Here is a 22,980-nt window from a genome sequence, read left to right as displayed (position 1 = left end):
CATCGAAGAATGTGCACATAAAAACAGATCCACGGAGCCTCACCGATGAAATCCTGTGAAGTCAACTTTGACGGTCTAGTGGGCCCGACCCACAACTACGGTGGGCTGTCCTACGGCAACGTCGCGTCCCAGAACAACTGCCAGCAATCCTCCAATCCGCGCGAGGCCGCTTTGCAGGGGCTGGCCAAAATGAAAGCGCTGATGGAGATGGGGTTCACCCAGGGCGTGCTGGCCCCGCAGGAACGTCCCGACGTGGCCGGTCTGCGCACGCTGGGCTTCAGTGGCAGCGACGCACAGGTCATTGAGCGCGCCGCCAAAGAGTCGATGCCGCTGCTGGCGGCCAGTTGCTCGGCGTCGAGCATGTGGGTGGCCAACGCCGCCACGGTCAGCCCGAGCGCCGACACCGCCGACGGCCGCGTGCATTTCACCGCCGCCAACCTCAACTGCAAATACCACCGCAGCATCGAGCACCCGACCACCAGCCGCGTGCTTGGCGCGATGTTCGCCGATCAGCAGCATTTCGCCCACCATGCGGCGTTGCCTGCCGTGGCCCAGTTCGGTGACGAAGGCGCGGCCAACCACACGCGCTTCTGCCGCAGCTACGGCGAGCCCGGCGTCGAGTTCTTCGTTTACGGCCGCGCCGCGTTCGACAGCCGTTTCCCCGCACCGCAGAAATACCCGGCACGCCAGACCCTCGAAGCGTCTCAGGCCGTTGCGCGTCTGCACGGCCTGAGCGCCGAGGGCGTGGTCTTCGCCCAGCAGAACCCGGCGGTGATCGATCAGGGCGTGTTCCACAACGACGTGATCTCGGTGGGCAACGGTGAAGTCCTGTTCTTCCACGAAGATGCCTTCCTCAATACCGAGCCCATGCTCGCCGAGTTGCACGCCAAACTCGGTCAACGCGGCGGTCGCTTCCAGGCCATTTGCGTGCCGCGCAGTGAAGTGGCGGTGGAAGACGCGGTGCGTTCGTACCTGTTCAACAGCCAGTTGCTGTCCCGTGCCGACGGTTCGATGCTGCTGATCGTGCCGGAAGAGTGCCGCAGCAACGAGCGCGTGTGGCATTACCTGCAGCGCCTGCTGGCGGACGACAGCCCTATTCGCGAGGTCAAGGTGTTCGACCTCAAGCAGAGCATGCAGAACGGCGGCGGCCCGGCGTGCCTGCGTCTTCGCGTGGCCTTGAATGAAACCGAACTGGCGGCGGTCAATCCAGGCGTTATCATGACCGCGCCGCTGTATGACACGCTGACGCAGTGGGTCGACAAGCACTATCGCGACCGCATGAGCGACAGTGATCTGGCCGATCCGCAGTTGCTGACCGAATGCCGCACGGCGCTGGACGAGCTGACGCAGCACCTGAAACTGGGCGCGGTCTATCCTTTCCAGATCAACTGATGCACCCCATCCGTTACGCCTGCGCCCGAGCGGCGTCAGGCGGCGATGTTTTTGCTTTTACAGAGAGAGTTTTGCCATGACCGACGCGCTGCGTTTGATCCTTGAAGACACCGACGGCACTCAGCTGGAAACGTCCTGCACCCGTCTTGCCGTTATCTGGCAGGGCAAAGAGGTCTGGATTCAACAGGACGGCCGTGGCCAGTTGCTGATCGGCGTTGACGTCGAAGAGGGCGATGCCGAATACGCCAACCTGCTGCTGCGTCCTTTGGCGACCAACCTGGTCAGCCTACAGCTGGAAATGGAGCCGGCTGACATGAGCGGCGACGACGAAGAAGGCCACATGCACGGCCCAGACTGCACCCACGACTAAGCCTGCGCAGGAAGCTTCCCCATGCTCGCCCTCGGCAAACTGCTTGAACTGACCCTCGCGGGTCGCGAACCCGCGGAAAAGACTCAGCTGACCGTCGACGGCGTTCGCATGCGCTGGCTCGCTGAGGGGGCGCTGGAAGTCCGGCCTCCCGAAGCACGCGACAATGGCACCGACCTGCTGCTGTCCGCCGGCATCCACGGCAATGAAACCGCGCCGATCGAACTGCTCGACACGCTGATTCACGCCATCGCCCGGGGCGAACTCAAGCCTCGCGCGCGTATTCTGTTCCTGTTTGGCAACCCCGAAGCGATGCGTCGCGGCGAGCGTTACGTCGAGCAGGACGTCAACCGGCTGTTCAACGGCCGTCACGAGCACAGCGGCGGCAGTGAAGCCTTGCGCGCCTGCGAGCTCGAGCGTCTGGCCGCCAGCTTTTTCAACATTCCGGGCCGCTACCGCCTGCACTACGACCTGCACACGGCGATTCGCGGCTCGAAGATCGAGCAGTTCGCGCTGTACCCGTGGAAAGAAGGTCGCGCTCACTCCCGCCGCGAACTCGCCCGTTTGCGCACGGCGGGCATGGAAGCGGTGCTGCTGCAGAACAAGTCGTCGATCGTGTTCAGCGCCTACACCTACGACAAGCTCGACGCCGAAGCCTTCACCCTGGAACTGGGCAAGGCGCGCCCGTTCGGGCAGAACCAGCAAGTCAATCTGGACAAGCTGAAGTCCTGCCTCGAACACCTGATCGCCGGCACCAACGCCGATCAGTCTGGCGATCTGGACGGCTTGCAGCTGTTCAGCGTGGCCCGGGAAATCATCAAGCACAGTGACGCCTTCCGCCTGCACCTGCCGGCGGACATCGAGAACTTCACGGAACTGGAAAAAGGCTACGTGCTGGCCGAAGACCTGGCCGATTCACGCTGGGTGATAGAAGAAGAGGGCGCCCGGATCATCTTCCCCAACCCGAACGTCAAGAACGGGCTGCGGGCGGGGATTCTGATCGTGCCAGCGACGGAAGATACGCTGGCCTGAAGCGACCTGTTCAAATCGCAGTCGCTCAATGATTGCAGGAGCGCACTTGGTTGTGACGGCTCTGGTTGAGTCAGGCGGGGCATCGGTGATTTTCCCGCTAATGCGGACTTGTGGGAGCCGAGCTTGCTCGCGAAGGGGCCGGTACATCCGCTAAATTTGTAGCGGCTGAAATGCCGTCTTCGTGAGCAAGCTCACTCCCACATGACCGTGTTCACTACGCCACATTGCGGTGTTTTCAACGGCCCTATATATCTTGCCGTTGAAGTGCCGGTTTCAGTGGGCGCCTCGTGATCAACCCGCCGCTTTCTGCACCTCACCGACGCGACGCACTGCGCGCAGTTTTGTCAGCGTGTCAGCGCACGTTTTGGCGGCTTCCTGGCCTTTGTGTACGAAGTGATCGAAGAAGTACTTCTGGTGCTCTTCACCCGCGTGGAAGTGGTGCGGGGTCAGCACAACCGAGAAAACCGGCACTTCGGTTTCCAGCTGAACCTGCATCAGCGCGCTGATCACCGACTGCGCCACGAACTCGTGGCGATAGATACCACCGTCGACCACCAGACCGGCCGCCACGACGCCGCCGTAGCGACCCGACTTGGCGAGCAATTTGGCGTGAAGCGGGATTTCGAACGCGCCGCCGACTTCAAAGAAATCGATGTCGGTCTCGGCGTAACCGTGTTGCGCCATCTCGGCGACAAACCCTTTACGCGCTTGATCGACGATTTCCTTGTGCCAGCAGGCTTGAATGAAAGCGATACGCTCGTGAGCGTGAATGGCGGTAGGTTGCATGTGTTCTGACTCCTGTTTAATGAAACAAACAGGGCGTTTTGGATCGAATGGGATGCCAGGGTACGTGCGAAACCGTCCTTGACGCCAAGCGCCTGGAGCTGTCTCGAAACGATCCTGTTGTGCCAGTCCCGTTCTCTCTTCATCCGGACTATGACCGTCGGCCCCGGGATCACACCGGGTCTGCTGACCTTGCATCAAGCCTCAGCTCGCCGCAAGCGCTCGCGGGCTAGACGCATTGCGCGCCATTACCGCCGGTGGGGAATCGCACCCCGCCCTGAGAACGTTGCCAACGGCGTTTTGCGTCGGCGTGCAGTTTGTAACATACATTTCCCGGATTCGCTTGGAGCCTTTTTGATGGTTTTCATCAGCTTTTCTTATAAGGCGTCTTGGCATTCCTGCCCCAAGCCTTGATTATCGATGCCCCGGGCCTCAGAACTGAGGCTCGACCCTAATCAGTGGGAGCTTCATCGTGGCGGTTATCGATCTGCGCAGTGACACCGTGACCCAACCCTCCGTCGGCATGCGCGACGCCATGGCCAGCGCGCCCCTTGGCGATGACGTGTATGGCGAAGACCCGACGGTCAATCGGCTGGAATCGTGGCTGGCCGAGCGTCTCGGTTTTGCCGCCGCGTTGTTCGTGCCGACCGGCACCATGAGCAACCTGCTCGGCCTCATGGCCCACTGTGAACGCGGCGACGAATACATCGTCGGCCAGCAGGCACACACCTACAAATATGAAGGCGGCGGCGCGGCGGTGCTCGGCTCGATCCAGCCTCAGCCCCTCGACAACCAGGCGGACGGATCGCTGGATCTGGATCAAGTGGCCGCCGCCATCAAGGCCGACGATTTTCATTTCGCCCGCACCCGGTTGCTGGCCCTGGAAAACACCATGCAGGGCAAGGTCCTGCCGATGGAATACCTCGCGGCGGCCCGGGCATTCACCCGCGAAAAAGGCCTCAGTCTGCACCTGGACGGCGCTCGCCTGTACAACGCCTCTGTCAAGCTAGCGGTGGACGCGCATGAGATCACCCGCCATTTCGATTCGGTGTCGGTGTGCCTGTCCAAAGGGCTCGGCGCGCCGGTCGGCTCGGTGCTGTGCGGCTCGAGCGAGTTCATCGCCAAGGCCCGGCGCCTGCGCAAGATGGTCGGCGGCGGCATGCGTCAGGCCGGTCTCCTGGCGGCAGCGGGGCTGTACGCGCTGGAGCATCAGGTCGAGCGTCTGGCTGACGATCACGCCAATGCCACCGCTCTGGGCAAAGCGCTTGCAGACCTCGGCTTTGACGTCGAGCCGGTGCAGACCAACATGGTGTACGTGCAGATCGGCGATCGCGCCCAGGCGCTCAAAGCTCTGTGTGCCGAGCGCGGTATCGTGCTGAGCGCTGCGCCGCGGTTGCGCATGGTCACCCATCTTGATGTGACGGCTGCGCACCTGGACAAGGTCGTTGCGGCCTTTGCCGAATTTGGCGCTCGCTGATCGGGTGATCAGCCCGATTGCCGGTTTCTATCGAATAACACGCTGTACCGAGCGTACAACGCCTATATAATGCGGCCCTTTGCCGTCGCTGCGTCGAATGACGCTATGCATGTGCCAGGCCGCAGTTTCCGTGGAAGAACCTATGAAAAGCGCAGAAATCCGTGAAGCCTTCCTTCGCTTCTTCGAAGAGCAAGGCCACACCCGAGTCGCCTCCAGCTCCCTGATCCCGGGCAACGACCCGACCCTGCTGTTCACCAACGCAGGCATGAACCAGTTCAAGGATTGCTTCCTCGGCCAGGAAAAGCGGGCCTACACCCGCGCCGTCAGCAGCCAGAAGTGCGTGCGTGCCGGTGGCAAGCACAACGACCTGGAAAACGTCGGCTACACCGCGCGTCACCACACCTTCTTCGAGATGCTGGGCAACTTCAGCTTCGGTGACTATTTCAAGCGCGACGCGATCACTTACGCATGGACCTTCCTCACCGGCGTGCTGAACCTGCCCAAGGAAAAACTCTGGGTCACGGTCTACGCGTCGGACGACGAAGCCTACGACATCTGGACCAAGGAAATCGGCGTGCCGGCCGAGCGCATGGTGCGCATCGGTGACAACAAGGGCGCGCCATACGCCTCCGACAACTTCTGGACCATGGGCGACACCGGCCCGTGCGGCCCTTGCACCGAGATCTTCTACGACCACGGCGCCGGCATCTGGGGTGGCCCGCCGGGTTCGCCGGAAGAAGACGGCGACCGTTACATCGAAATCTGGAACAACGTGTTCATGCAGTTCAACCGCACGGCGGATGGCGTTCTGCACCCGCTGCCCGCGCCATCGGTCGACACCGGCATGGGCCTTGAGCGCGTCAGCGCCGTGCTGCAACACGTCAATTCCAACTACGAAATCGACCTGTTTCAGAGCCTGCTGGCCGCTGCTGCAAAAGCCATCGGTTGCAGCAACGACAATCAGGCGTCCCTGAAAGTCGTCGCCGACCACATCCGTTCGTGCGGTTTCCTGATTGCCGACGGCGTGCTGCCGTCCAACGAAGGCCGCGGCTACGTGCTGCGCCGCATCATTCGTCGTGCCTGCCGTCACGGTAACAAGCTGGGCGCCAAGGGCAGCTTCTTCTACCAGATCGTCGCTGCACTGGTCGCCGAAATGGGCGAAGCCTTCCCCGAGCTGAAAAACCAGCAGGCGCACATCGAGCGCGTGCTCAAGGCTGAGGAAGAGCAGTTCGCCAAGACCCTGGAGCAAGGCTTGAAGATCCTCGAGCAGGATCTCGCCGAACTGAAAGGCACCGTCGTCCCCGGCGACGTGGTGTTCAAGCTGTACGACACCTACGGTTTCCCGATGGACCTGACCGGCGACATCGCCCGTGAACGCGACCTGACTCTCGACGAGGCCGGTTTCGAGCGTGAGATGGACGCCCAGCGTGAACGCGCGCGTTCCGCCAGCTCCTTCGGCATGGACTACAACAGCCTGGTCAAAGTCGACGTGGCCACGCAGTTCACCGGTTACAAAGCCACCGCAGGCGAGGCCAAGGTCGTCGCCCTGTACAAAGACGGTATCGCGGTCGAGCAATTGAGCGAAGGCGAGGATGGCGTGGTCATCCTCGACCAGACCCCGTTCTACGCAGAGTCCGGCGGCCAGATTGGCGACAGTGGCTACCTGACCGCCGATGGCGAAGTGCGCTTCGACGTGAGCGACACCACCAAGACCGGCGGCGCGTTCCTGCACCACGGTGTTCAAGTGTCGGGCAGCCTGAAAGTCGGCACTACCGTCAGCACCGAAGTCGCCGCTGAAGTTCGCCAAGCCACTTCGCTGAACCACTCCGCCACGCACCTGCTGCACGCTGCATTGCGCCAAGTGCTGGGCGATCACGTCCAGCAGAAAGGCTCGCTGGTCGATAGTCAGCGCCTGCGTTTCGACTTCAGCCACTTCGAAGCCATCAAGCCCGAGCAGATCAAGGCGCTTGAAGACATCGTCAACGCCGAAGTACGCAAGAACACGGCCGTCGAGACTGAAGAAACCGACATCGAGACCGCCAAGCAGAAGGGCGCCATGGCGCTGTTCGGCGAGAAGTACGGCGACAGCGTTCGCGTGCTGAGCATGGGCGGCGGTTTCTCGGTGGAGCTGTGCGGCGGCATTCACGCCAACCGCACCGGCGACATCGCGCTGTTCAAGATCATCAGCGAAAGCGGTGTGGCCGCAGGCGTGCGCCGTATCGAAGCGGTGACCGGCGCCGTGGCGCTGGAATACCTGAACGCCGCTGAAGAGCAACTGAAGGAAGCCGCGAACCTGGTCAAAGGGAATCGCGACAACGTTCTGGACAAGCTGTCGGCAGTGCTGGAACGCAATCGGCTGCTGGAAAAACAACTGGAACAACTGCAGGCCAAGGCAGCCAGTGCTGCGGGCGACGATCTGTCGGGCTCGGCAGTGGACGTCAAAGGCGTCAAGGTTCTCGCTGCCCGTCTCGACGGTCAGGATGGCAAGGCGCTGCTGGCCCTGGTTGATCAATTGAAGAACAAGCTCGGCCGCGCAGTGATCCTGCTCGGCGGGGTGCATGAAGACAAGGTCGTGCTGGTGGCAGGCGTCACCAAAGACCTGACTGGCCAACTCAAAGCCGGTGATTTGATGAAGCAGGCGGCTGCCGCAATAGGCGGTAAAGGCGGCGGTCGTCCTGACATGGCGCAAGGCGGCGGTGTTGATGCTGCCGGACTCGAAACAGCGCTGGCACTGGCTGTTCCGTTCGCCGAGCAAGGTATTTAAGTCGACCCACCCGGGGCCCGTCATTCGGGCTCCGGCGCTTCGCGGTTTGAATGATAACGGGCGCCCTTCATGGGCTGAGGCGGCTTTGAGATGGCTTTAATCGTACAAAAGTTTGGCGGCACCTCGGTGGGCTCGGTCGAGCGCATCGAACAGGTGGCCGACAAGGTCAAGAAATTCCGTGATGCGGGCGATGATCTGGTGGTGGTGCTTTCGGCCATGAGCGGCGAAACCAATCGCCTGATCGAACTGGCCCGGCAGATCAGCGATCAACCGGTGCCACGTGAGCTGGACGTCATCGTTTCCACCGGCGAGCAGGTCACCATCGCTCTACTGGCCATGGCGCTGATCAAGCGTGGCGTGCCGGCGGTTTCGTACACCGGCAATCAGGTCCGCATCCTCACCGACAGTGCCCATAACAAGGCGCGTATTCTGCAGATCGACGATCAGAAAATCCGCGCCGACCTGAAGGCCGGTCGTGTGGTGGTGGTCGCCGGATTCCAGGGCGTCGATGAAGACGGCAATATCACGACCCTGGGTCGTGGCGGATCCGACACCACCGGCGTGGCACTGGCCGCGGCATTGAAAGCCGATGAATGCCAGATCTACACCGACGTCGATGGCGTCTATACGACTGACCCGCGCGTTGTTTCGCAGGCCCAGCGTCTGGACAAGATCACCTTCGAAGAAATGCTGGAGATGGCGAGCCTGGGCTCCAAGGTCCTGCAGATCCGCGCGGTCGAGTTCGCCGGCAAGTACAACGTCCCGCTGCGCGTACTGCACAGCTTCAAGGAGGGTCCAGGCACCCTCATTACCATTGATGAAGAGGAATCCATGGAACAGCCGATCATTTCGGGCATCGCCTTCAACCGCGACGAAGCCAAGCTGACCATCCGTGGCGTGCCAGACACCCCGGGCGTTGCGTTCAAGATTCTCGGTCCCATTAGTGGCGCGAACATCGAAGTCGACATGATCGTGCAGAACGTTTCGCACGATAACACCACCGATTTCACCTTCACCGTTCACCGCAATGATTACCAGGCCGCGCTGCAGGTTCTGCAGAACACCGCCAGTGAAATCGGCGCGCGCGAAGTCATTGGCGACACCAAGATCGCCAAGGTTTCCATCGTCGGTGTCGGCATGCGTTCCCATGCCGGTGTTGCCAGCCGCATGTTCGAAGCGCTGGCCAAGGAGAGCATCAACATTCAGATGATCTCGACGTCCGAAATCAAGGTCTCGGTGGTGATCGAAGAGAAGTACCTGGAGCTGGCCGTGCGCGCACTGCATACCGCTTTCGAACTCGACGCACCGCGTCAGGGCGAGTAAGCCTTGGGCAAAAGGCCCGGTTTCGGCCGCGCCTTCTGCGAGTGGGTGTACGCAAGTCGCTATTCTTTTTCCGGCGCTGGTCGATACTGAGGCATGACCCTGCGGCCTCTGGCTAGGGATCATGCCGTTTCTCTGTGCAGACTGTAGTCCCTTGAATGTAAGCCGTAAGGAGATAGGTATGCTGATTCTGACTCGCCGGTGCGCGGAAAGTCTGATCATTGGTGATGGTGAAGTCACCGTGACCGTGCTCGGCGTAAAAGGCAATCAAGTACGGATTGGGGTCAACGCGCCCAAGGAAGTAGCTGTTCACCGCGAAGAGATTTACCTGCGTATAAAGAAAGAGAAGGACGAAGAACCAAGCCATTAATTTTTATTGAATTTTTGGTTTGCAAACGGGGAAAAGGGTGGTTATTATACGCCCCGTGTTGCGGAGAGCTGGCCGAGTGGCCGAAGGCGCTCCCCTGCTAAGGGAGTACACCTCAAAAGGGTGTCGGGGGTTCGAATCCCCCGTTCTCCGCCATTATTTGCGTAGTACGTTGTAATCTGGCTTGATCGGTAAGTTGTTGAATTTACTAGAAAAAGTGCTTGACCAAGAGATTTGACGGCCTATAATGCGCGGCAACAAATGCACTCGTAGCTCAGCTGGATAGAGTACTCGGCTACGAACCGAGCGGTCACAGGTTCGAATCCTGTCGAGTGCACCATTTAAGCGTTGTTTGTAGTGATACGAATAACAGTCTTAAGTTAGAAAGAGCCTGGCTTCAACAGGTCTTCGGAAGCACCACTCACTTCCAGAAGTAAAATGCGATGCCCAGAGGTGAACTGGTTTAAAAAGCGCCATCTGCACTCGTAGCTCAGCTGGATAGAGTACTCGGCTACGAACCGAGCGGTCACAGGTTCGAATCCTGTCGAGTGCACCATAAAACGAAAAGCCCGCACGCAAATGCGGGCTTTTTGCTTTCTAGCGTTTGCCTTTTACACAGCCGTGCTCATCGAATGACACCTGTCGGCTGCGTCCCTTCTTTTCCTCATACACATATCGGACTTCAGCGTTCCGGCTGATGATCTTGTCCGGTCGTCCGAGCAAATTTTCCACATCACGTTTGCTCATCCCCGTTGGCGTCTGCCGATTGATGATTGCCTTGCGGCGCTGCTCTGCGCTCAGGATATTTCCGCAACCATCATCGCGCTGACCCACGACCACCACCTCTCGGCTTTTGCGATCTTTCGTCTCCTCCGCTTTCGAAGTTGGAGGAGGGGGCGTGAAAGTCATGCCTGATGCCGGCTTGATACCCTGTGGCGTTGTCGTTTGGCCGCTGGGGCAGCTCAGCGTGGTAAAGGTCACGCTGCCGCTTTGATCCTGGCAGCGATTGACGGTGGAGGCACCTACGCCGAATGGCAAGAGCAGTAGCAGGGTGATGAAGAGCTTTTCAGTGTTCAGCGGCATCGCGACGTCCTCCCTGGCCTGTGTCCGCAAAGGGTAGCGATGAGGATTTCTCACGGCGAGCGAGTTTTGTTCGCCGGATGTGACGGCGCGATATCAGGGGCTCGGACAACGGTCACGGATGCGATGCAACCGATTGTTTCAGGTTGAATTTTTAGCCTCCCGTCACGGCAAGCGGTGTATGATTGCGCCCGTCAGCCCCGCCGGGGCTTGTGGACTACCTCCATGGACTTACCCAGTAGCAACTCAATACTAAGTTTCACCAATCAAGAATCGACTGATTGATCTTCTGGCGGGTTCCACTGCTGGGAGTGGAGTTCGCCTATGACCCAAATAGAAGTAAAAAAGACGCAGGAAAGCCTTCAGGATCGTCTTGCCCAAGTCATCGACTTGCTGCAGCGTCAGCGCATCGTCGAAGACCTGACACACCGTCAGGAAGGCCAGCACCAAGATCGTGTCGAAAACCTCGTTCACCGGCAGAACCTCGTCGAGCTGCAGCGTAAGCTCGACGATCTGCACTCTGCCGACGTTGCCTACATCCTCGAAGCACTTCCCCTCGAAGACCGTCTGACGGTCTGGCAGCTGGTGAAGGCCGAGCGTGACGGCGACATCCTTCTAGAAGTGTCCGACTCCGTTCGGGAAACCCTGATCGCCGACATGGACGATCATGAGCTGCTGGCCGCCGCCAAGGAAATGGACGCCGACGAGCTCGCCGACCTTGCTCCAGAGCTGCCGCGCGACGTTGTCCACGAGCTGATGGAGGCGCTGGACAGTCAGCAGCGCGAGCGCGTGCGCTCTGCTCTGTCCTACGACGAGGAGCAGGTCGGCGCCCTGATGGACTTCGAGATGGTGACCATCCGTGAGGATGTCAGCCTGGAAGTCGTTCTGCGTTATCTGCGCCGTCTTAAAGAGCTGCCCGGCCACACCGACAAGCTGTTTGTTGTCGATTCCGATGGCGTGCTCAAGGGCGTTCTGCCCATCAAGCGTCTGCTGGTCAACGACCCCGAGAAGCAGGTGTCGGAGGTCATGGCCAGCGACCCGGTGAGCTTCCATCCTGACGGCGATGCATATGAAGCCGCCCAGGCGTTCGAGCGTTACGACTTGATTTCCTCCCCGGTGGTCGACAAGAACGGCAAGCTCATCGGCCGTCTGACCATCGACGAGATGGTCGACCTCATCCGCGAGGAGAGCGAGACCGAAGTGCTCAACATGGCGGGTCTGCGCGAAGAAGAAGACATCTTCGCGTCGGTCTGGCGTTCGCTGCGCAACCGCTGGTCCTGGCTGGCCGTCAACCTGATTACAGCCTTTCTCGCCTCGCGAGTGATTGGTCTCTTCGAAGGCTCCATCGAAAAGCTGGTGGCGCTGGCGGCATTGATGCCGATCGTGGCAGGGATTGGGGGCAACTCGGGCAATCAGACCATCACCATGATCGTTCGGGCCATGGCTCTCGATCAGGTCAACACCGGCAACACCTCACGCCTGATGCGCAAAGAGCTGGCTGTTGCGCTCATCAACGGTCTGGTGTGGGGCGGGGTGATAGGGATCGTTGCTTATCTTCTCTACAACAGTTGGTCCCTTGGGGTGGTGATGACCGTCGCCATGACATTGAATCTGCTATTGGCGGCGTTGATGGGCGTGCTGATCCCGATGACCCTGGCGCGGCTCGGGCGCGATCCGGCCATGGGCGCCAGTGTGATGATCACGGCCATGACGGACAGTGGCGGGTTCTTTATCTTTCTCGGGCTGGCGACCGTATTCTTGCTTTGACCCATCGCTTCAATCGAAACCGCCCTCAAGGCGGTTTTTTAATGCGCGCAGACCAGGTTTCAACCGAATTTCAGGCACAAAAAAGCCAGCAGAGCGCTGGCCTTTAAGTCTCTGGCTTGCGCGACTTATTCGTCGTCGTTTGCCAGGCTAGTGTCATGTGCAATCAGGGAAACCAGCGCGTTCTGTTGGCGATGAGCCAACTGACGGAAGCGCTGCAACAGCTCACGTTCGTGGAGCGAAAGCTCCGGGCTGTCCAGACGCAGACTTGGCTCATCACCCAGCGCGCCTTCTTGAATCAGACTCTGCTCAATACGCGCGATGATTTCCGAGTTCATGCTGCGGTGGTGCTGTTTGGCGACGTCCGCAATACGCTCGCGCATGCCTTCCGGTAGACGAACTACGAACTTGTCAGCTGTGCGACTGGAATAATTGGCCTGTTTCATAGGGCTCATATATTTAACCGAATTAGTTCAAAGAGAGAGGCGGTTCTTGCATTAGGCCGCGAGATGTCATGCTCTGACTGTCTTTTAGACGAAATGTTCAACCAGCCCGCATAAAGGACCGACATCCTGCATCAATGCGTCGAATCCTTGGCGTCAAATGTGTGACAAATATTGAACTAGATAAAGGCTTTTAGCCAGCACCAATTATCCGAATTGCGTGCTGGTTTGCAAAGTGCGAAGGCTAGCGGCCTGATGGTACTGGGCCTGCGCCGTGATGGCTATCTGTCTCCAGCGTAGTGGGAGAATAAGCAAAATACGAGGAGGGAGTGAATAAAAAGACGAAGGGTCGGCTGCGGCGTGACCGTTTTGCATACGCCTCAGCCGCCTTGGAGACGGCGATTAACCTTGAAAGCAGACCAGCGTGGGGCTGGCGAGGCGTCAGGGCTTGGCTTGCCGCAAGATCGGGTCGAACTTGATGCGGCGTCCTACGAACAGTGCTGCAACGAACAGGCTAGCAAAAACGCCTGCCGCGGCTTTCGCCAAGGTGCTCATGGTTTCCATCGAGGGCACCAGTAGCTGGTCTGCGGCAAGGGCCATCAGGGCCAGGATCAGGAATGAAATTGCTGCTTTGGACATGGTTGCTCTCTAATGGGTGCTCTCTGGAAGAGAGCTCATCGAACTCTTTGAAACTACCGATCAGCGATTTTTTCAGAATACCCAACGGTCCGGGCGGTTAACGGGTACCGCCTCTTCACTGTCATTAGCCAGAATAGCTTCTGTACCCTGGCTCGGCATGGCTGCGAACCTGGGAGCTTGCTGCATGAGGTAATGAGGCTGCGCCTGTACGGCGAAGCTCCCTGACCGGACCGCCTCTGACTTGCTGCCATCATCCTGGAAGTGGAAGGCGACCAATGCGACAAGCGCGGCAGCGTTAAGCAGGGGCAGGGTCATGTTCATCTCGGGTACCTTCGCAGGGATGGCGTACAGAGGGGTAATTTGCGAAGAAAAGTATTGCAGCCTGCATGCCAATCTCTAAACGGAATAAATTCCCTATAAATCAATAGCATAGGGCGGATTTAGCGGATTGTAGGGTTGCGTTTTGCAATATGGCCTATTGCCGTCGTTGCATTCTGCACGATGGCCCTTCGATGTGACGGACAGTCAGCGGCCTACAGATCCCGTTGATAATGACGACATGACAAGCGGGCGCCTTGTCGTTAAGATGCACGCCGTCTGTTTTAGTGTCCTCTTAGTTCAACGGATAGAACGAGCCCCTCCTAAGGGCTAGATGCAGGTTCGATTCCTGCAGGGGACATATCTGATCCACTTCCATTCCCGCCAGAACACCGTTCCTTCCCGGTAACGCGTCCCGGCCGCCGGCCATTCAAACCCATCTGTCATTCATGCCTGCGTGCTCGCTTGAGCGTGCTGATCTGCATACCAGCGGTTGCGACCATTATTTTTCGCGTAGTAGAGATAGGCATCCGCCGCTTTGATCATGCCGGCGGGGGTCGTGTCTTCCTGCGCAGGAAACCTGGCCGTGACGCCGGCGCTTGCGGTGACAATTCGCTCAGGATGATCGGCATGTTCCAGCGCGAGCCCACGGATGGCCTGCAGGATGTCCTCCGCAAGACGCCCTGCACCGTGGATGTCGGTGTCCGGGAGCAATATCGTGAATTCCTCTCCGCCGTAACGAACGGCGAGGTCCGCAGGGCGTTTCAGCACGCCGCTGATGGCCTGAGCGACCTGCTGGAGGCAGTCGTCACCCGCGCCGTGGCCGTAGCGGTCGTTGAAGCGCTTGAAGTAATCGATGTCGAGCATGATCAAGGCAAGTGGGTAGCGCTGACGTTTCGCGCGCCCGATTTCGCTGTGGAGTGCCATGTCGAGGCGCCGGCGGTTGCCCAGCCCGGTCAGGCTGTCGGTCAGTGCCATGTCTTTGACCGCCTGGTGGGCGAGGCGTATTTCACTTTCCATGGCCATGCGGCGGCGCAACTGAGTGAGTACGATGAAGGCAAATCCGATAAACCCGGCAATCAGAACCAACAGCACGAGTCCGGACTTAAACAGGTCGCGACGCCACGGCCCTACGAAGGATTCTCTCGACAGCCCCGCTTCGACCACCAGCGGGTAGCTGGACAGGGCGCGGTAAGCGTACAGCCGGTACGTGCCGTCAACGATGGCTTTGACTTCCGCGACCCCTTCGTCGGCGGTCGGCAGGTAGCGTTTGAATATCTCGCTGTCGGCCAGGCTTTGCCCCACCATCGAATCCATGAAAGGGCGCCTGATCAGGATAGTGCCGTCGCGCATCGCCAGGACCAGCGCACCACGATCATCAATCTTGAAGTCGCCGTAGTAATCCATGAAGTAGCTGAGCTTGATGGTGCCCAGCAGCACGCCCGCGAACGAACCGTCCGGGTTATTCAGCCGTCGGGAGACCGGGATAATCAGCTCGCCGGTGGACCGGCTCTTGACCACGTTGCTGATGCGCACACGGTGATCGGTATGGGTCCGGTGATAGTTAAAGTAATCCCGGTCTGCGTTGTTTGCAGTCTCCGGGGTGATGTCTTTGTCCGTAACGATCCATCGACCGTCGGGGCCGTAGATGAACAGCCCGTGGAGCTGAGGCATGAGCCTCGATTGCTGCACCATCAGGGCGTGAATGCGCGGAACGTTGATATTAGCCAGGCCGTCGCCTTCGACCCGCTCACCCAGGGCGTACGTCAGGATGTCGACCTGCCTGATGGCGTCCTCAGCGTGCTGCGCCGTGGCACGGGCCAGATTGGTAACCGAGTCCCGAGCGAAGTCGTACGCGTGGTTGTAGTCGCGCCAGGCGCGCCACCCCTCGACCGAGACGAACGTCAGCAGCACCAGAATCATGAACGCAAGGGTCAGGCGGAACACCGCCGTGTTGCGCCCCGGGCCCAGTTCCAGCAAATCGAAGGCGCCTGACGGCGGTGGATGCTGTTCGCCTCCTGGCATGCTCGCGGTCTCCTGCAATAAGTCAGCTATGGACGCTGCCGACCGCTTTGATCAGCGCGTCTGCCATTTCTTCCGCACTCAGTTGAGGGCTCGATATGGTTTTTCGCATCGTCTCGATCGGCATGCTGGGCACCGGCGCCTCCTCGGGGCGCTGGACAAAACTCAACCCGCCGGCGTTCTTGACCGCTACCGCACCCTCCGCACCATCGGAGTCGCCGCCTGACAGCACCAGGCTGATCACTCGCTCGCTAAAAACCTCGGCAGCAGTGGTGAACAGGCGATCGGCGGCAGGACGTGCGAGGTGCAGCTTGGGTCCGTCGTCGAGATGAATGATCCCGGGGGAGACGATTTCCAGATGCCGGTCAGGAGGGGCGAGGTACACACGGCCAGGCAGCACCGGCTCGCCTTCCTCACCATAGCCTACAGGCAGCGTCGAGTAGCGACCGAGCACTGAGGCCATGTAGTCCGGACCTGAGGGGAGCGTGTGAATCACGATGAGCACTGCAGCGGGGAAATCCGCTGGCAGCTTGGCGAGCAGGTGCCGCAGGGCTTCGGTCGCGCCTCGTGAACCTGCGATGACCACGACGTCCCTCAGCACTTGTGTATTTGTGGCGTCCATACCTTTCTCCCTGACTGGTTCTACAGGATGGACCCGACGCAAGCGCTTGCCGTTCACTTTCACCTCATCAGCGGTTGCCGACGCTCTTCAGGCAATTCGCACGGCCCTTGGGCGGGTCAACAGGCAATAAAAAAGCCACGAGACGCGGAGTCTCGTGGCTTTCGTGAACGGCTGCAGCGGAATCGATGCAAGCGGTCAGGCGTGCTTACAGCGCCATGTCGCTGGCGGGCTTGCTTTCAGCAGGCTTGCCCGGCGCAGCAGTGCTGGTGCCGACGCTCTGATCGAGCACAGGCGGCTTGCCCAGTTGCAGCACTTCGGCGGTGTAGTTCCACTCCTGCTGAACGGCGGCTGGCGATTCATTCAGCTTGGTGCCATAGCTCGGCACGATCTGATGAATCTTCGCTTGCCACTCAGGCGTCGCGACCTGGGTTTTGAAGAGCTTTTCCAGGACGTTCAGCATGATCGGTGCAGCGGTCGACGCGCCTGGCGATGCGCCCAGCAGGGCAGCGATGGTGCCGTCCTGGGAGGAAACGACTTCGGTGCCCAGTTTCAGCACGCCGCCCTTGTCCGCATCACGCTTGATGATCTGCACGCGCTGACCGGCTTGCCACAGGCGCCAGTCTTCTTTCTTGGCGTGCGGGAAGTATTCCTGCAACGCCTTGAAGCGGTCGTCGTCAGACAGCATCAACTGACCGGCGAGGTACTCGACCAGCGGGTACTGCTCGATGCCCACTTTGGTCATCGGCCAAAAGTTGTGGGTGGTCATGCTGCTGAACAGGTCGAAGTACGAACCTTCTTTCAGGAACTTGGTGGAGAAGGTGGCGAACGGGCCAAACAGAATCACGCGCTTGCCGTCGAGCACGCGGGTGTCTAGGTGCGGAACCGACATGGGCGGCGCGCCGGTGGAGGCGATGCCGTAGGCCTTGGCCATGTGCTGCATGGCAACGGTCGGGTTCTCGGTCACCAGGAACGAACCGCCAACCGGGAAGCCTGCGTACTCCTGGGCTTCGGGAATGCCGGATTTCTGCAACAGCTTCAACGCGCCGCCGCCTGCACCGATGAACAGGAACTTGGCGTCGGTACCGGTGGTAGTGCCGTCTTTCAGGTTCTTGTATTCGACGTGCCACGAGCCGTCGTCGTTGCGGGTGATGTCGTTGACTTCGCTGGACAGCTTCAAGTCGAAGTTCGGGCGAGTCTGCAGGTACGACACGTACTGGCGGGTCACTTCACCCCAGTTGACGTCGGTGCCAATTGGCGTCCAGGTGGTCGCCAGCTTCTGCGAAGGATCACGGCCTTCCATCATCAGCGGGACCCACTTGGCGATCTGCGCCGGGTCTTCGGAATACTGCATCGGGCGGAACAGCGGGCTGGCTTGCAGCGCGTCATAACGCTTTTTCAGGAACTTGATGTTGTCATCGCCCCACACGAAGCTCATGTGCGGTGTGGTGTTGATGAACGAAGGCGGGTTCTTCAGGACGCTCTGGCGGACCTGCCAGGACAGGAACTGACGGGTAACCTGGAAGGCTTCGTTGATTTCGATGGCTTTGGAGATGTTGACCTTGCCGTCTTTGTCTTCAGGCGTGTAGTTCAGCTCGGCGAGGCCGGAGTGACCGGTGCCTGCGTTGTTCCAGCCGTTGGAGCTTTCTTCGGCGACCGCATCAAGACGCTCGACCATTTCCATCGACCAGCTCGGCTCGAGTTCATTAAGCCAGACGCCCAGGGTCGAACTCATGATGCCGCCGCCGATCAGCAGTACATCGACTTTTTTGCTTTCTGCGCCGTGGGCTTGCAGGAAGGTGGCCGAAATCGCGAGGCCCAGTAGAGCGGTGCTCGTTTTCTTGAACATCGAATCATCCAATAGATAGAAAGTTATCCGCCTGCAGCATTCGTCGCGCAACGTCCTGCAGTGCCGGGCGCCAGTGTGCGGCGCGAACGTCAGACAGGCTTCGCTCTCGGAAAACGAGGAGGAAGGGTCAAGAGGCCAGTGAACAGGTCGACCTCGTGTTCTATGTCCCTCGGTGCTGTGCTTTTTATTCAATCATTGGAATCAGCAGCTTGAGTAAACATCATCCACCGCAGAACCTGGTCATCAGGCCCATCCCCTGCGGCGGGCGGGGATTGTACCCGAAATGTCATTTTCGACAAATCGGGTGTCAAATTAGTCAATACGCCATTTTGTCTCAGGGTGGCGATTGGGTGGCGTGGCGTCGAGACGCACGCCGGGTCAAAGCGTGAATTTACCGACCATGGCGTGGAACGACACGGCCAGTCGCGACAGCGCCTGACTCGAGGCGCTGGTCTGGTTGGCGCCCGCCGCGGTCTGCGTCGACAGGTCCTGGATGTTCACCAGATTGCGGTCTACTTCGCGAGCCACTTGCGCCTGCTCTTCCGCCGCGCTGGCGATGACCAGGTTGCGTTCGTTCATCTGGCTGACGCCTTCGCTGATGCGTTCCAGTGCGTGGCCGGCCTCGGTCGCCAGCGACTGAGTGTGCACGGCGATTGCCTGACTTTTGCCCATGGCCTGTACGGCTTCGTCGGCGCCATTGCGCACCTTGGTGATCATCGACTCGATTTCGCCGGTGGAGGTCTGAGTGCGGTGGGCGAGGGCACGTACTTCGTCCGCCACCACCGCAAAGCCTCGGCCCTGCTCGCCAGCGCGGGCGGCTTCGATGGCGGCATTGAGCGCCAGCAGGTTGGTCTGCTCGGCGATCCCGCGGATCACGTCGAGCACTTTGGTGATATCGCGGATCTGCCCGGCCAGCGCTTCGACGCGTTGGGTCGAGTCCGTGATTTCCACGGTCATGGTATTCATCGCGGTGACAGCCTGTTGCACTTGTTGCTGGCCCTTGATGGCATCTTCGGAGGTCTGCGCAGACACCTGCGACGCGCTCGCGGCGTTGCGCGCCACTTCTTCCACCGCAGCGGTCATCTCGTTGACGGCCGTGGCGGCTTGCTGGATTTCATCGTTCTGACGCATGAGCCCGCGGGTGCTGTCATCGGTGACCATGGTCAGTTCTTCAGCGGCGGACGCCAGTTGGTCCGACGCGGTGGCGATCTGCTGAACCGTGCCTTTGAGGCTGCCCTGCATGTTGGACAGCGCCTTGAGCAACTGACCGGTTTCATCCTGGCCGCCACCCTGGATCGCCTGACTCAAATCACCCGCCGCCACCCGGGTGGCGCTGGCCACCGATTGGTAGATAGGCCGGGTGATCATTCGCGTGACGATCAGCCCCAACGTGATGGCGCACACCACTGCTATCAACGAGCCGATGATCAGCGTCCAAGTGACCTGCTTGTCCGTTTCAACCCCCGCCTGTGCCTGTTCGTTGGCCTGGCGCATGTTGGATTCGATCATGAGTTTCAGTTCACCCATGGTCTTGCGGTAGCTGGGCGTCACGCTGGTGGCTGCCAGTTTGCTGGCTTGCTCCAGGTCGCCGCTCTGCGCCACAGACAGCGCATTGAGGGCGGCGCTGATGTAAGCGGCCCAGTCGCGTTCGAAGTCATCGCCTGCGGCTCTTTCATCCGCTTCAAGCGGCGTTGAGCGATAGACCTTGAAGTCGGTCTCGGCCTGGGCCTGATTTTCTTTCAGTGACTGGATCGCCGCGTTGATGTCGTCCGGGTTGGCCTTGAGCGCGCTCAGTCCGATGGCCTTGAAAAAGTCGCGGTTGGTGGCGATGACGTTGGCCTTCACCGAATCGACTTTGGCGATCGATACCAGATTGTCGCTTACCGTGTTTTCAAACAGCTCGTAAAGCCGCGAGATACCGCTCTGACCCAGCACGCCCACGACCACAGTGATCAGCGCACACAGGCAGAAAGCCGAAAGGAGCTTGGTCTTCAATTTCAGGTCGGTCAGCCAGGACATGGGGTGCACTCGAAGGGAATGGGTTGTTGCTGTTGGCTACGCGTTGCATGACTGGATATCGGCGGCACGCTCAAGGACTTTACCCGGCCGTGTAAGCCTCTTTCGGCGTCGATGCCCCGTCAACCCGGCGCACGCCTCGTCACTTTTCCCGCGCGGCGTGCCTAAGCTTTGCCCTGCAGCCGCCGATAACTCGGACAAGCGGCGTCATGCCGCAACTCTATTGGCCGTCTCTGCCCGGACGTTGGGAACGAGACCGCCGCCCTTGCAAGTGCCTCAGGGCCGACTATTTATCCGGTGACAGGAATCTCGATGCTGGCGTGGAACCAAAAAACCTTTCTGATCGTCGACGATTTTTCCGACTTCCGCAGTTCGGTCCGCTCGATGCTGCGCGAGCTGGGCGTCAGGGCAGTGGACACTGCCGACACCGGCGAAGAGGCGCTGAAGATGTGCGCGCAGAAGCGCTACGACTTCATCCTCCACGACTTCAATTTGGGCGATGGCAAGAAAAACGGCCAGCAGGTGCTTGAAGACCTGATGACCGATCGGCTGATCAGCCACGAAAGCGTGTTCGTCATGGTCACCGCTGAAAACAGCCAGGCGATGGTGATGAGCGCCCTGGAGTGGGAGCCGGATGCGTACCTCACCAAGCCGTTCAACCGTGCAAGCCTGGCTCAGCGTCTGGAGAAGATCGTCCAGCGCAAGACCCTGCTCAAACCGATCCTGCAAGCGCTTGATCGCAGCAACCCCACCGAAGTGCTGGCGGCCTGCCTCGCGTTGACCAAACAGGACCCCCGTTTTGCGCCGCTGTGCCTGCGCTACAAGGCCGACGCACTGCGTGATCTCAACCAGCACGAGCCGCTGGAAGCCTTTCTCAAGTCGATCCTCGCGGACCGCCCGCAACCCTGGGCGTATGCGGCATTGGGCAAGCTGCTGTTCAAGCGCGGCCGCAATGCCGAAGCGCAAGCCGTGTACGAAGAAGCGATTCGCGCCTTCAACGCCATGCCAGTGTTGTACGACGGGCTGGCCGATGTGTTGGTGGCCAGCGGCGACAACAAGCGCGCCCAGAAGATGCTGGAAGAGGCGGTGCGCTTGTCGCCCTACGCCGTTCGCCGTCAGCGTTTGCTGGGCAAGCTGGCGCTGGAAAATGAGGATTTCGACGGTGCGTCGAAAGCGTATCGTCAGGCCGTTTCCCAAGGTCAGTTTTCTCGCTTCAAGGACCCGGAAACCAACTTGGGTTTTGCTCAGGCATTGATCAGCCGTGGCGGCGAGCGCGGACTGGATGCGCGCACTCGTGTGGAGATCAACCAGACCCTGACCGAAGTCGCCAAAGAGAACGGCAACGATGCCGGCCTGCAGGTGCGCGCGCGTCTGATGAAAGCCACCAGCGTCGCGTCTTCCGATCCGGACATGGCCGCCAAGCTGACCGAGCAGGCGATGGAGCGGCTTGAGGGCATGGAGCAGTTTCTCAGCGCCGATGCGGCTCTGGCAGTGGCGTCGCAGCTCAAGGCCCTCGGCCAGGAAAACGCCGGCGCGGGCATTCTGAAAAGCTGTGCCGAGATTTACGGCGACGATCCGGTGGTCATGCAGAACATCGCCAAGCAGACCGACGATCCCGAGATTCTCGGTGCGGGCAAAGCGGCTATCGACTTCAACGTCCAGGGCATTCGCTGCTACCGCGCCGGCAAGCTCGGCGAGGCGCAGGATCTGTTCCGCCAGGGCCTGGCCCTGCAACCGAAGAACATCAGTATCGCCCTGAACATGGCGCAGTCGCTGCTGCACATGGGCGTCCAGAACCTCGACGCGGCGAGCCTGGCGGAATGCCAGAACAGTCTCAAGATGGTCGGCAAGATGCCAGAGACCGACCCGCGCTTCGAGCGCTTCCAGAAACTGCGGCTGAGGGCTTTCGGCGAATGAAAGATCAGGATCTCGGGCTCGACTTCTCTATGGTGATTGCTTCCACTGTCCATGACATGAAGAACTCGCTGGGTTCGTTGATTCAGGCCCACGGTCAATGGGTCAGGCAGCTTCCCGAGAACTGTCGTGGTACGCCGGATCAGGGTGTCATCGATTACGAATTCGCCCACCTGAACGGCATGCTGGTGCAGCTGCTTGGGCTGTACAAGCTGGGGGTCAACCAACTGCCGTTGCGCCCGGATTATCACGAGCTGGATGATTTCATCGAAGCGCAGCTGGCCTTTCATCAGGAAGTCCTCGTCAGTCGCGGCATCTCTGCCCGCTTTACCGTCGATGCTTTCGATTTGCCGGGCTTCTTTGATCGCGAGCTGGTGGGTTCGGTGGTGTCCAACGTGGTCATCAACGCCATTCGCTTTGCGCGCAGCGAAGTGCTGATTACGGCAGGACAGGTCGGCGAGCAACTGGTGATCAGCATCAACGACGACGGCCCGGGCTTTCCCGCGCGCATGATCGAGGAGCAGACTGACTACGTGCTGGGGATCAACCAGAACAGCGGCAGCACGGGGTTGGGTTTGTATTTCGCGGCGAACATTGCCCGGCAGCATCAGCGCAAAGGCGTCCCCGGCCACATCGAAATTGCCAACGGCGGCGCCTTGGGTGGCGGGTTGTTCAGTATTTATCTGCCCTGACAACAATGACGCTGTGGGCGAATCTGTGGGAGCGAGCTTGCTCGCGAATACGGTATTCCATCGCTTGGAAATTCAGCGGAAGCCGCCCTTTCGCGAGCAAGCTCGCTCCCACAGTGTCTGCG

19 protein-coding genes, 4 tRNA genes and 1 riboswitch are annotated in these 22,980 nt (G+C 60.0%); of the genes, 14 read left to right on the top strand and 9 right to left on the bottom strand.

Translation table 11 applies throughout. The annotated features are described in order from the left end of the window. Positions 1–45: 45 nt before the first annotated feature. The 3 genes from astB to astE all read left to right on the top strand — a co-directional run bounded on the left by astB (position 46) and on the right by astE (position 2,791). Positions 46–1,392, top strand: coding sequence for an N-succinylarginine dihydrolase (gene astB / locus AC0Z8Z_RS10330; protein ID WP_485619029.1), 1,347 nt, complete (start codon positions 46–48; stop codon positions 1,390–1,392). A gap of 76 nt (positions 1,393–1,468) precedes the next feature. Then, complete coding sequence (locus AC0Z8Z_RS10325) at positions 1,469–1,762, top strand: topoisomerase II (RefSeq protein ID WP_485619028.1); 294 nt, start codon at positions 1,469–1,471, stop codon at positions 1,760–1,762. A 21-nt stretch (positions 1,763–1,783) separates the two neighbouring features. Next, complete coding sequence (gene astE / locus AC0Z8Z_RS10320) at positions 1,784–2,791, top strand: succinylglutamate desuccinylase (protein WP_485619027.1); 1,008 nt, start codon at positions 1,784–1,786, stop codon at positions 2,789–2,791. Positions 2,792–3,082: 291 nt separating this feature from the next. Here astE and AC0Z8Z_RS10315 read toward each other — a convergent pair whose 3' ends face one another. After that, on the bottom strand, positions 3,083–3,577 hold the full coding sequence (locus AC0Z8Z_RS10315; protein WP_205484435.1) for a 6,7-dimethyl-8-ribityllumazine synthase: 495 nt from the start codon (positions 3,575–3,577) through the stop codon (positions 3,083–3,085). A gap of 126 nt (positions 3,578–3,703) precedes the next feature. Continuing rightward, a riboswitch (FMN riboswitch) is annotated at positions 3,704–3,863 on the bottom strand. A 183-nt stretch (positions 3,864–4,046) separates the two neighbouring features. Between AC0Z8Z_RS10315 and ltaE the strand changes: the two genes are divergently transcribed. The 7 genes from ltaE (at position 4,047) to AC0Z8Z_RS10280 (ending at position 10,058) form a co-directional block, all read left to right on the top strand. Continuing rightward, on the top strand, positions 4,047–5,051 hold the full coding sequence (ltaE, locus tag AC0Z8Z_RS10310) for a low-specificity L-threonine aldolase (RefSeq protein WP_485619026.1): 1,005 nt from the start codon (positions 4,047–4,049) through the stop codon (positions 5,049–5,051). Positions 5,052–5,193: 142 nt separating this feature from the next. Further along, positions 5,194–7,815 (top strand): alanine--tRNA ligase, encoded by a 2,622-nt coding sequence (gene alaS, locus AC0Z8Z_RS10305; RefSeq protein ID WP_485619024.1) that lies wholly within the window; start codon positions 5,194–5,196, stop codon positions 7,813–7,815. Between the two features lie 90 nt (positions 7,816–7,905). Continuing rightward, positions 7,906–9,138 carry an aspartate kinase gene (locus AC0Z8Z_RS10300; protein WP_122537559.1) on the top strand — a complete coding sequence of 411 codons (1,233 nt, stop codon included), beginning with the start codon at positions 7,906–7,908 and terminating at the stop codon, positions 9,136–9,138. 178 nt (positions 9,139–9,316) lie between these two features. Then, entirely contained in the window at positions 9,317–9,505 is a 189-nt protein-coding gene (csrA, locus tag AC0Z8Z_RS10295) for a carbon storage regulator CsrA (RefSeq protein WP_122537560.1), read from the top strand. A gap of 62 nt (positions 9,506–9,567) precedes the next feature. Further along, positions 9,568–9,658 (top strand) — tRNA-Ser (locus AC0Z8Z_RS10290). Between the two features lie 107 nt (positions 9,659–9,765). Further along, positions 9,766–9,842 (top strand) — tRNA-Arg (locus AC0Z8Z_RS10285). A 139-nt stretch (positions 9,843–9,981) separates the two neighbouring features. Continuing rightward, positions 9,982–10,058, top strand: a tRNA-Arg gene (locus AC0Z8Z_RS10280). 41 nt (positions 10,059–10,099) lie between these two features. Here the strand turns inward: AC0Z8Z_RS10280 and AC0Z8Z_RS10275 are convergent. Continuing rightward, on the bottom strand, positions 10,100–10,585 hold the full coding sequence (locus tag AC0Z8Z_RS10275) for a DUF4124 domain-containing protein (protein ID WP_485619023.1): 486 nt from the start codon (positions 10,583–10,585) through the stop codon (positions 10,100–10,102). A gap of 321 nt (positions 10,586–10,906) precedes the next feature. Here AC0Z8Z_RS10275 and mgtE point away from each other — a divergent pair, with 321 nt between their 5' ends. Then, the gene (gene mgtE, locus AC0Z8Z_RS10270; protein ID WP_122537562.1) at positions 10,907–12,349 is read left to right on the top strand and encodes a magnesium transporter; all 1,443 of its coding nucleotides are present in this window, start codon (positions 10,907–10,909) and stop codon (positions 12,347–12,349) included. A gap of 125 nt (positions 12,350–12,474) precedes the next feature. On the opposite strand, the gene AC0Z8Z_RS10265 is transcribed toward mgtE, so the two are convergent. The 3 genes from AC0Z8Z_RS10265 to AC0Z8Z_RS10255 form a co-directional block, all read right to left on the bottom strand. After that, positions 12,475–12,801, bottom strand: a complete 327-nt coding sequence (locus tag AC0Z8Z_RS10265; RefSeq protein WP_065986187.1) for an Arc family DNA-binding protein — start codon at positions 12,799–12,801, stop codon at positions 12,475–12,477. A gap of 429 nt (positions 12,802–13,230) precedes the next feature. After that, positions 13,231–13,428, bottom strand: coding sequence for a PA3371 family protein (locus AC0Z8Z_RS10260; RefSeq protein WP_122537563.1), 198 nt, complete (start codon positions 13,426–13,428; stop codon positions 13,231–13,233). 72 nt (positions 13,429–13,500) lie between these two features. Then, on the bottom strand, positions 13,501–13,749 hold the full coding sequence (locus tag AC0Z8Z_RS10255; RefSeq protein ID WP_172611252.1) for a hypothetical protein: 249 nt from the start codon (positions 13,747–13,749) through the stop codon (positions 13,501–13,503). A 286-nt stretch (positions 13,750–14,035) separates the two neighbouring features. Between AC0Z8Z_RS10255 and AC0Z8Z_RS10250 the strand changes: the two genes are divergently transcribed. Then, a tRNA-Arg gene (locus tag AC0Z8Z_RS10250) sits at positions 14,036–14,107 on the top strand. An 86-nt stretch (positions 14,108–14,193) separates the two neighbouring features. Here the strand turns inward: AC0Z8Z_RS10250 and AC0Z8Z_RS10245 are convergent. The 4 genes from AC0Z8Z_RS10245 to AC0Z8Z_RS10230 form a co-directional block, all read right to left on the bottom strand. Then, entirely contained in the window at positions 14,194–15,771 is a 1,578-nt protein-coding gene (locus tag AC0Z8Z_RS10245; protein WP_485619022.1) for a sensor domain-containing diguanylate cyclase, read from the bottom strand. A gap of 22 nt (positions 15,772–15,793) precedes the next feature. Beyond that, a complete protein-coding gene (locus AC0Z8Z_RS10240) occupies positions 15,794–16,390 on the bottom strand; it encodes a chemotaxis protein CheB (protein WP_485619021.1) in 597 nt (198 codons plus the stop codon). A 205-nt stretch (positions 16,391–16,595) separates the two neighbouring features. After that, on the bottom strand, positions 16,596–18,236 hold the full coding sequence (gene mqo, locus AC0Z8Z_RS10235; protein ID WP_122537567.1) for a malate dehydrogenase (quinone): 1,641 nt from the start codon (positions 18,234–18,236) through the stop codon (positions 16,596–16,598). A gap of 378 nt (positions 18,237–18,614) precedes the next feature. Further along, complete coding sequence (locus tag AC0Z8Z_RS10230; RefSeq protein ID WP_485619020.1) at positions 18,615–20,255, bottom strand: methyl-accepting chemotaxis protein; 1,641 nt, start codon at positions 20,253–20,255, stop codon at positions 18,615–18,617. Between the two features lie 309 nt (positions 20,256–20,564). On the opposite strand from AC0Z8Z_RS10230, the gene AC0Z8Z_RS10225 reads away from it, so the two are divergent. Next, positions 20,565–22,169: a response regulator gene (locus AC0Z8Z_RS10225; RefSeq protein ID WP_122537569.1), complete on the top strand. Its 1,605-nt coding sequence runs from the start codon at positions 20,565–20,567 to the stop codon at positions 22,167–22,169. Beyond that, a complete protein-coding gene (locus tag AC0Z8Z_RS10220; protein WP_172611262.1) occupies positions 22,166–22,858 on the top strand; it encodes a sensor histidine kinase in 693 nt (230 codons plus the stop codon). Before AC0Z8Z_RS10225 ends, AC0Z8Z_RS10220 begins: the two co-directional genes overlap by 4 nt. The last annotated feature ends 122 nt before the right edge of the window (positions 22,859–22,980 follow it).

Source organism: Pseudomonas sp. 1L-C-7-B-C1, assembly GCF_057291635.1.
Note: the sequence above shows the minus strand (reverse complement) of the source record. Positions and strands in the feature narration are given on the sequence as shown.

Excerpts from the sequence above, each read along its gene's own strand:
- AC0Z8Z_RS10325 (WP_485619028.1), top strand. The coding sequence starts at position 1,469 with ATGACCGACGCGCTGCGTTTGATCCTTGAAGACACCGACGGCACTCAG.
- AC0Z8Z_RS10275 (WP_485619023.1), bottom strand. The coding sequence starts at position 10,585 with ATGCCGCTGAACACTGAAAAGCTCTTCATCACCCTGCTACTGCTCTTG.
- AC0Z8Z_RS10255 (WP_172611252.1), bottom strand. The coding sequence starts at position 13,749 with ATGAACATGACCCTGCCCCTGCTTAACGCTGCCGCGCTTGTCGCATTG.
- AC0Z8Z_RS10300 (WP_122537559.1), top strand. The coding sequence starts at position 7,906 with ATGGCTTTAATCGTACAAAAGTTTGGCGGCACCTCGGTGGGCTCGGTC.
- AC0Z8Z_RS10225 (WP_122537569.1), top strand. The coding sequence starts at position 20,565 with ATGCTGGCGTGGAACCAAAAAACCTTTCTGATCGTCGACGATTTTTCC.
- astE (WP_485619027.1), top strand. The coding sequence starts at position 1,784 with ATGCTCGCCCTCGGCAAACTGCTTGAACTGACCCTCGCGGGTCGCGAA.
- alaS (WP_485619024.1), top strand. The coding sequence starts at position 5,194 with ATGAAAAGCGCAGAAATCCGTGAAGCCTTCCTTCGCTTCTTCGAAGAG.
- mgtE (WP_122537562.1), top strand. The coding sequence starts at position 10,907 with ATGACCCAAATAGAAGTAAAAAAGACGCAGGAAAGCCTTCAGGATCGT.
- AC0Z8Z_RS10315 (WP_205484435.1), bottom strand. The coding sequence starts at position 3,577 with ATGCAACCTACCGCCATTCACGCTCACGAGCGTATCGCTTTCATTCAA.
- AC0Z8Z_RS10245 (WP_485619022.1), bottom strand. The coding sequence starts at position 15,771 with ATGCCAGGAGGCGAACAGCATCCACCGCCGTCAGGCGCCTTCGATTTG.
- astB (WP_485619029.1), top strand. The coding sequence starts at position 46 with ATGAAATCCTGTGAAGTCAACTTTGACGGTCTAGTGGGCCCGACCCAC.
- AC0Z8Z_RS10260 (WP_122537563.1), bottom strand. The coding sequence starts at position 13,428 with ATGTCCAAAGCAGCAATTTCATTCCTGATCCTGGCCCTGATGGCCCTT.
- AC0Z8Z_RS10265 (WP_065986187.1), bottom strand. The coding sequence starts at position 12,801 with ATGAGCCCTATGAAACAGGCCAATTATTCCAGTCGCACAGCTGACAAG.
- mqo (WP_122537567.1), bottom strand. The coding sequence starts at position 18,236 with ATGTTCAAGAAAACGAGCACCGCTCTACTGGGCCTCGCGATTTCGGCC.
- csrA (WP_122537560.1), top strand. The coding sequence starts at position 9,317 with ATGCTGATTCTGACTCGCCGGTGCGCGGAAAGTCTGATCATTGGTGAT.
- AC0Z8Z_RS10220 (WP_172611262.1), top strand. The coding sequence starts at position 22,166 with ATGAAAGATCAGGATCTCGGGCTCGACTTCTCTATGGTGATTGCTTCC.
- AC0Z8Z_RS10230 (WP_485619020.1), bottom strand. The coding sequence starts at position 20,255 with ATGTCCTGGCTGACCGACCTGAAATTGAAGACCAAGCTCCTTTCGGCT.
- AC0Z8Z_RS10240 (WP_485619021.1), bottom strand. The coding sequence starts at position 16,390 with ATGGACGCCACAAATACACAAGTGCTGAGGGACGTCGTGGTCATCGCA.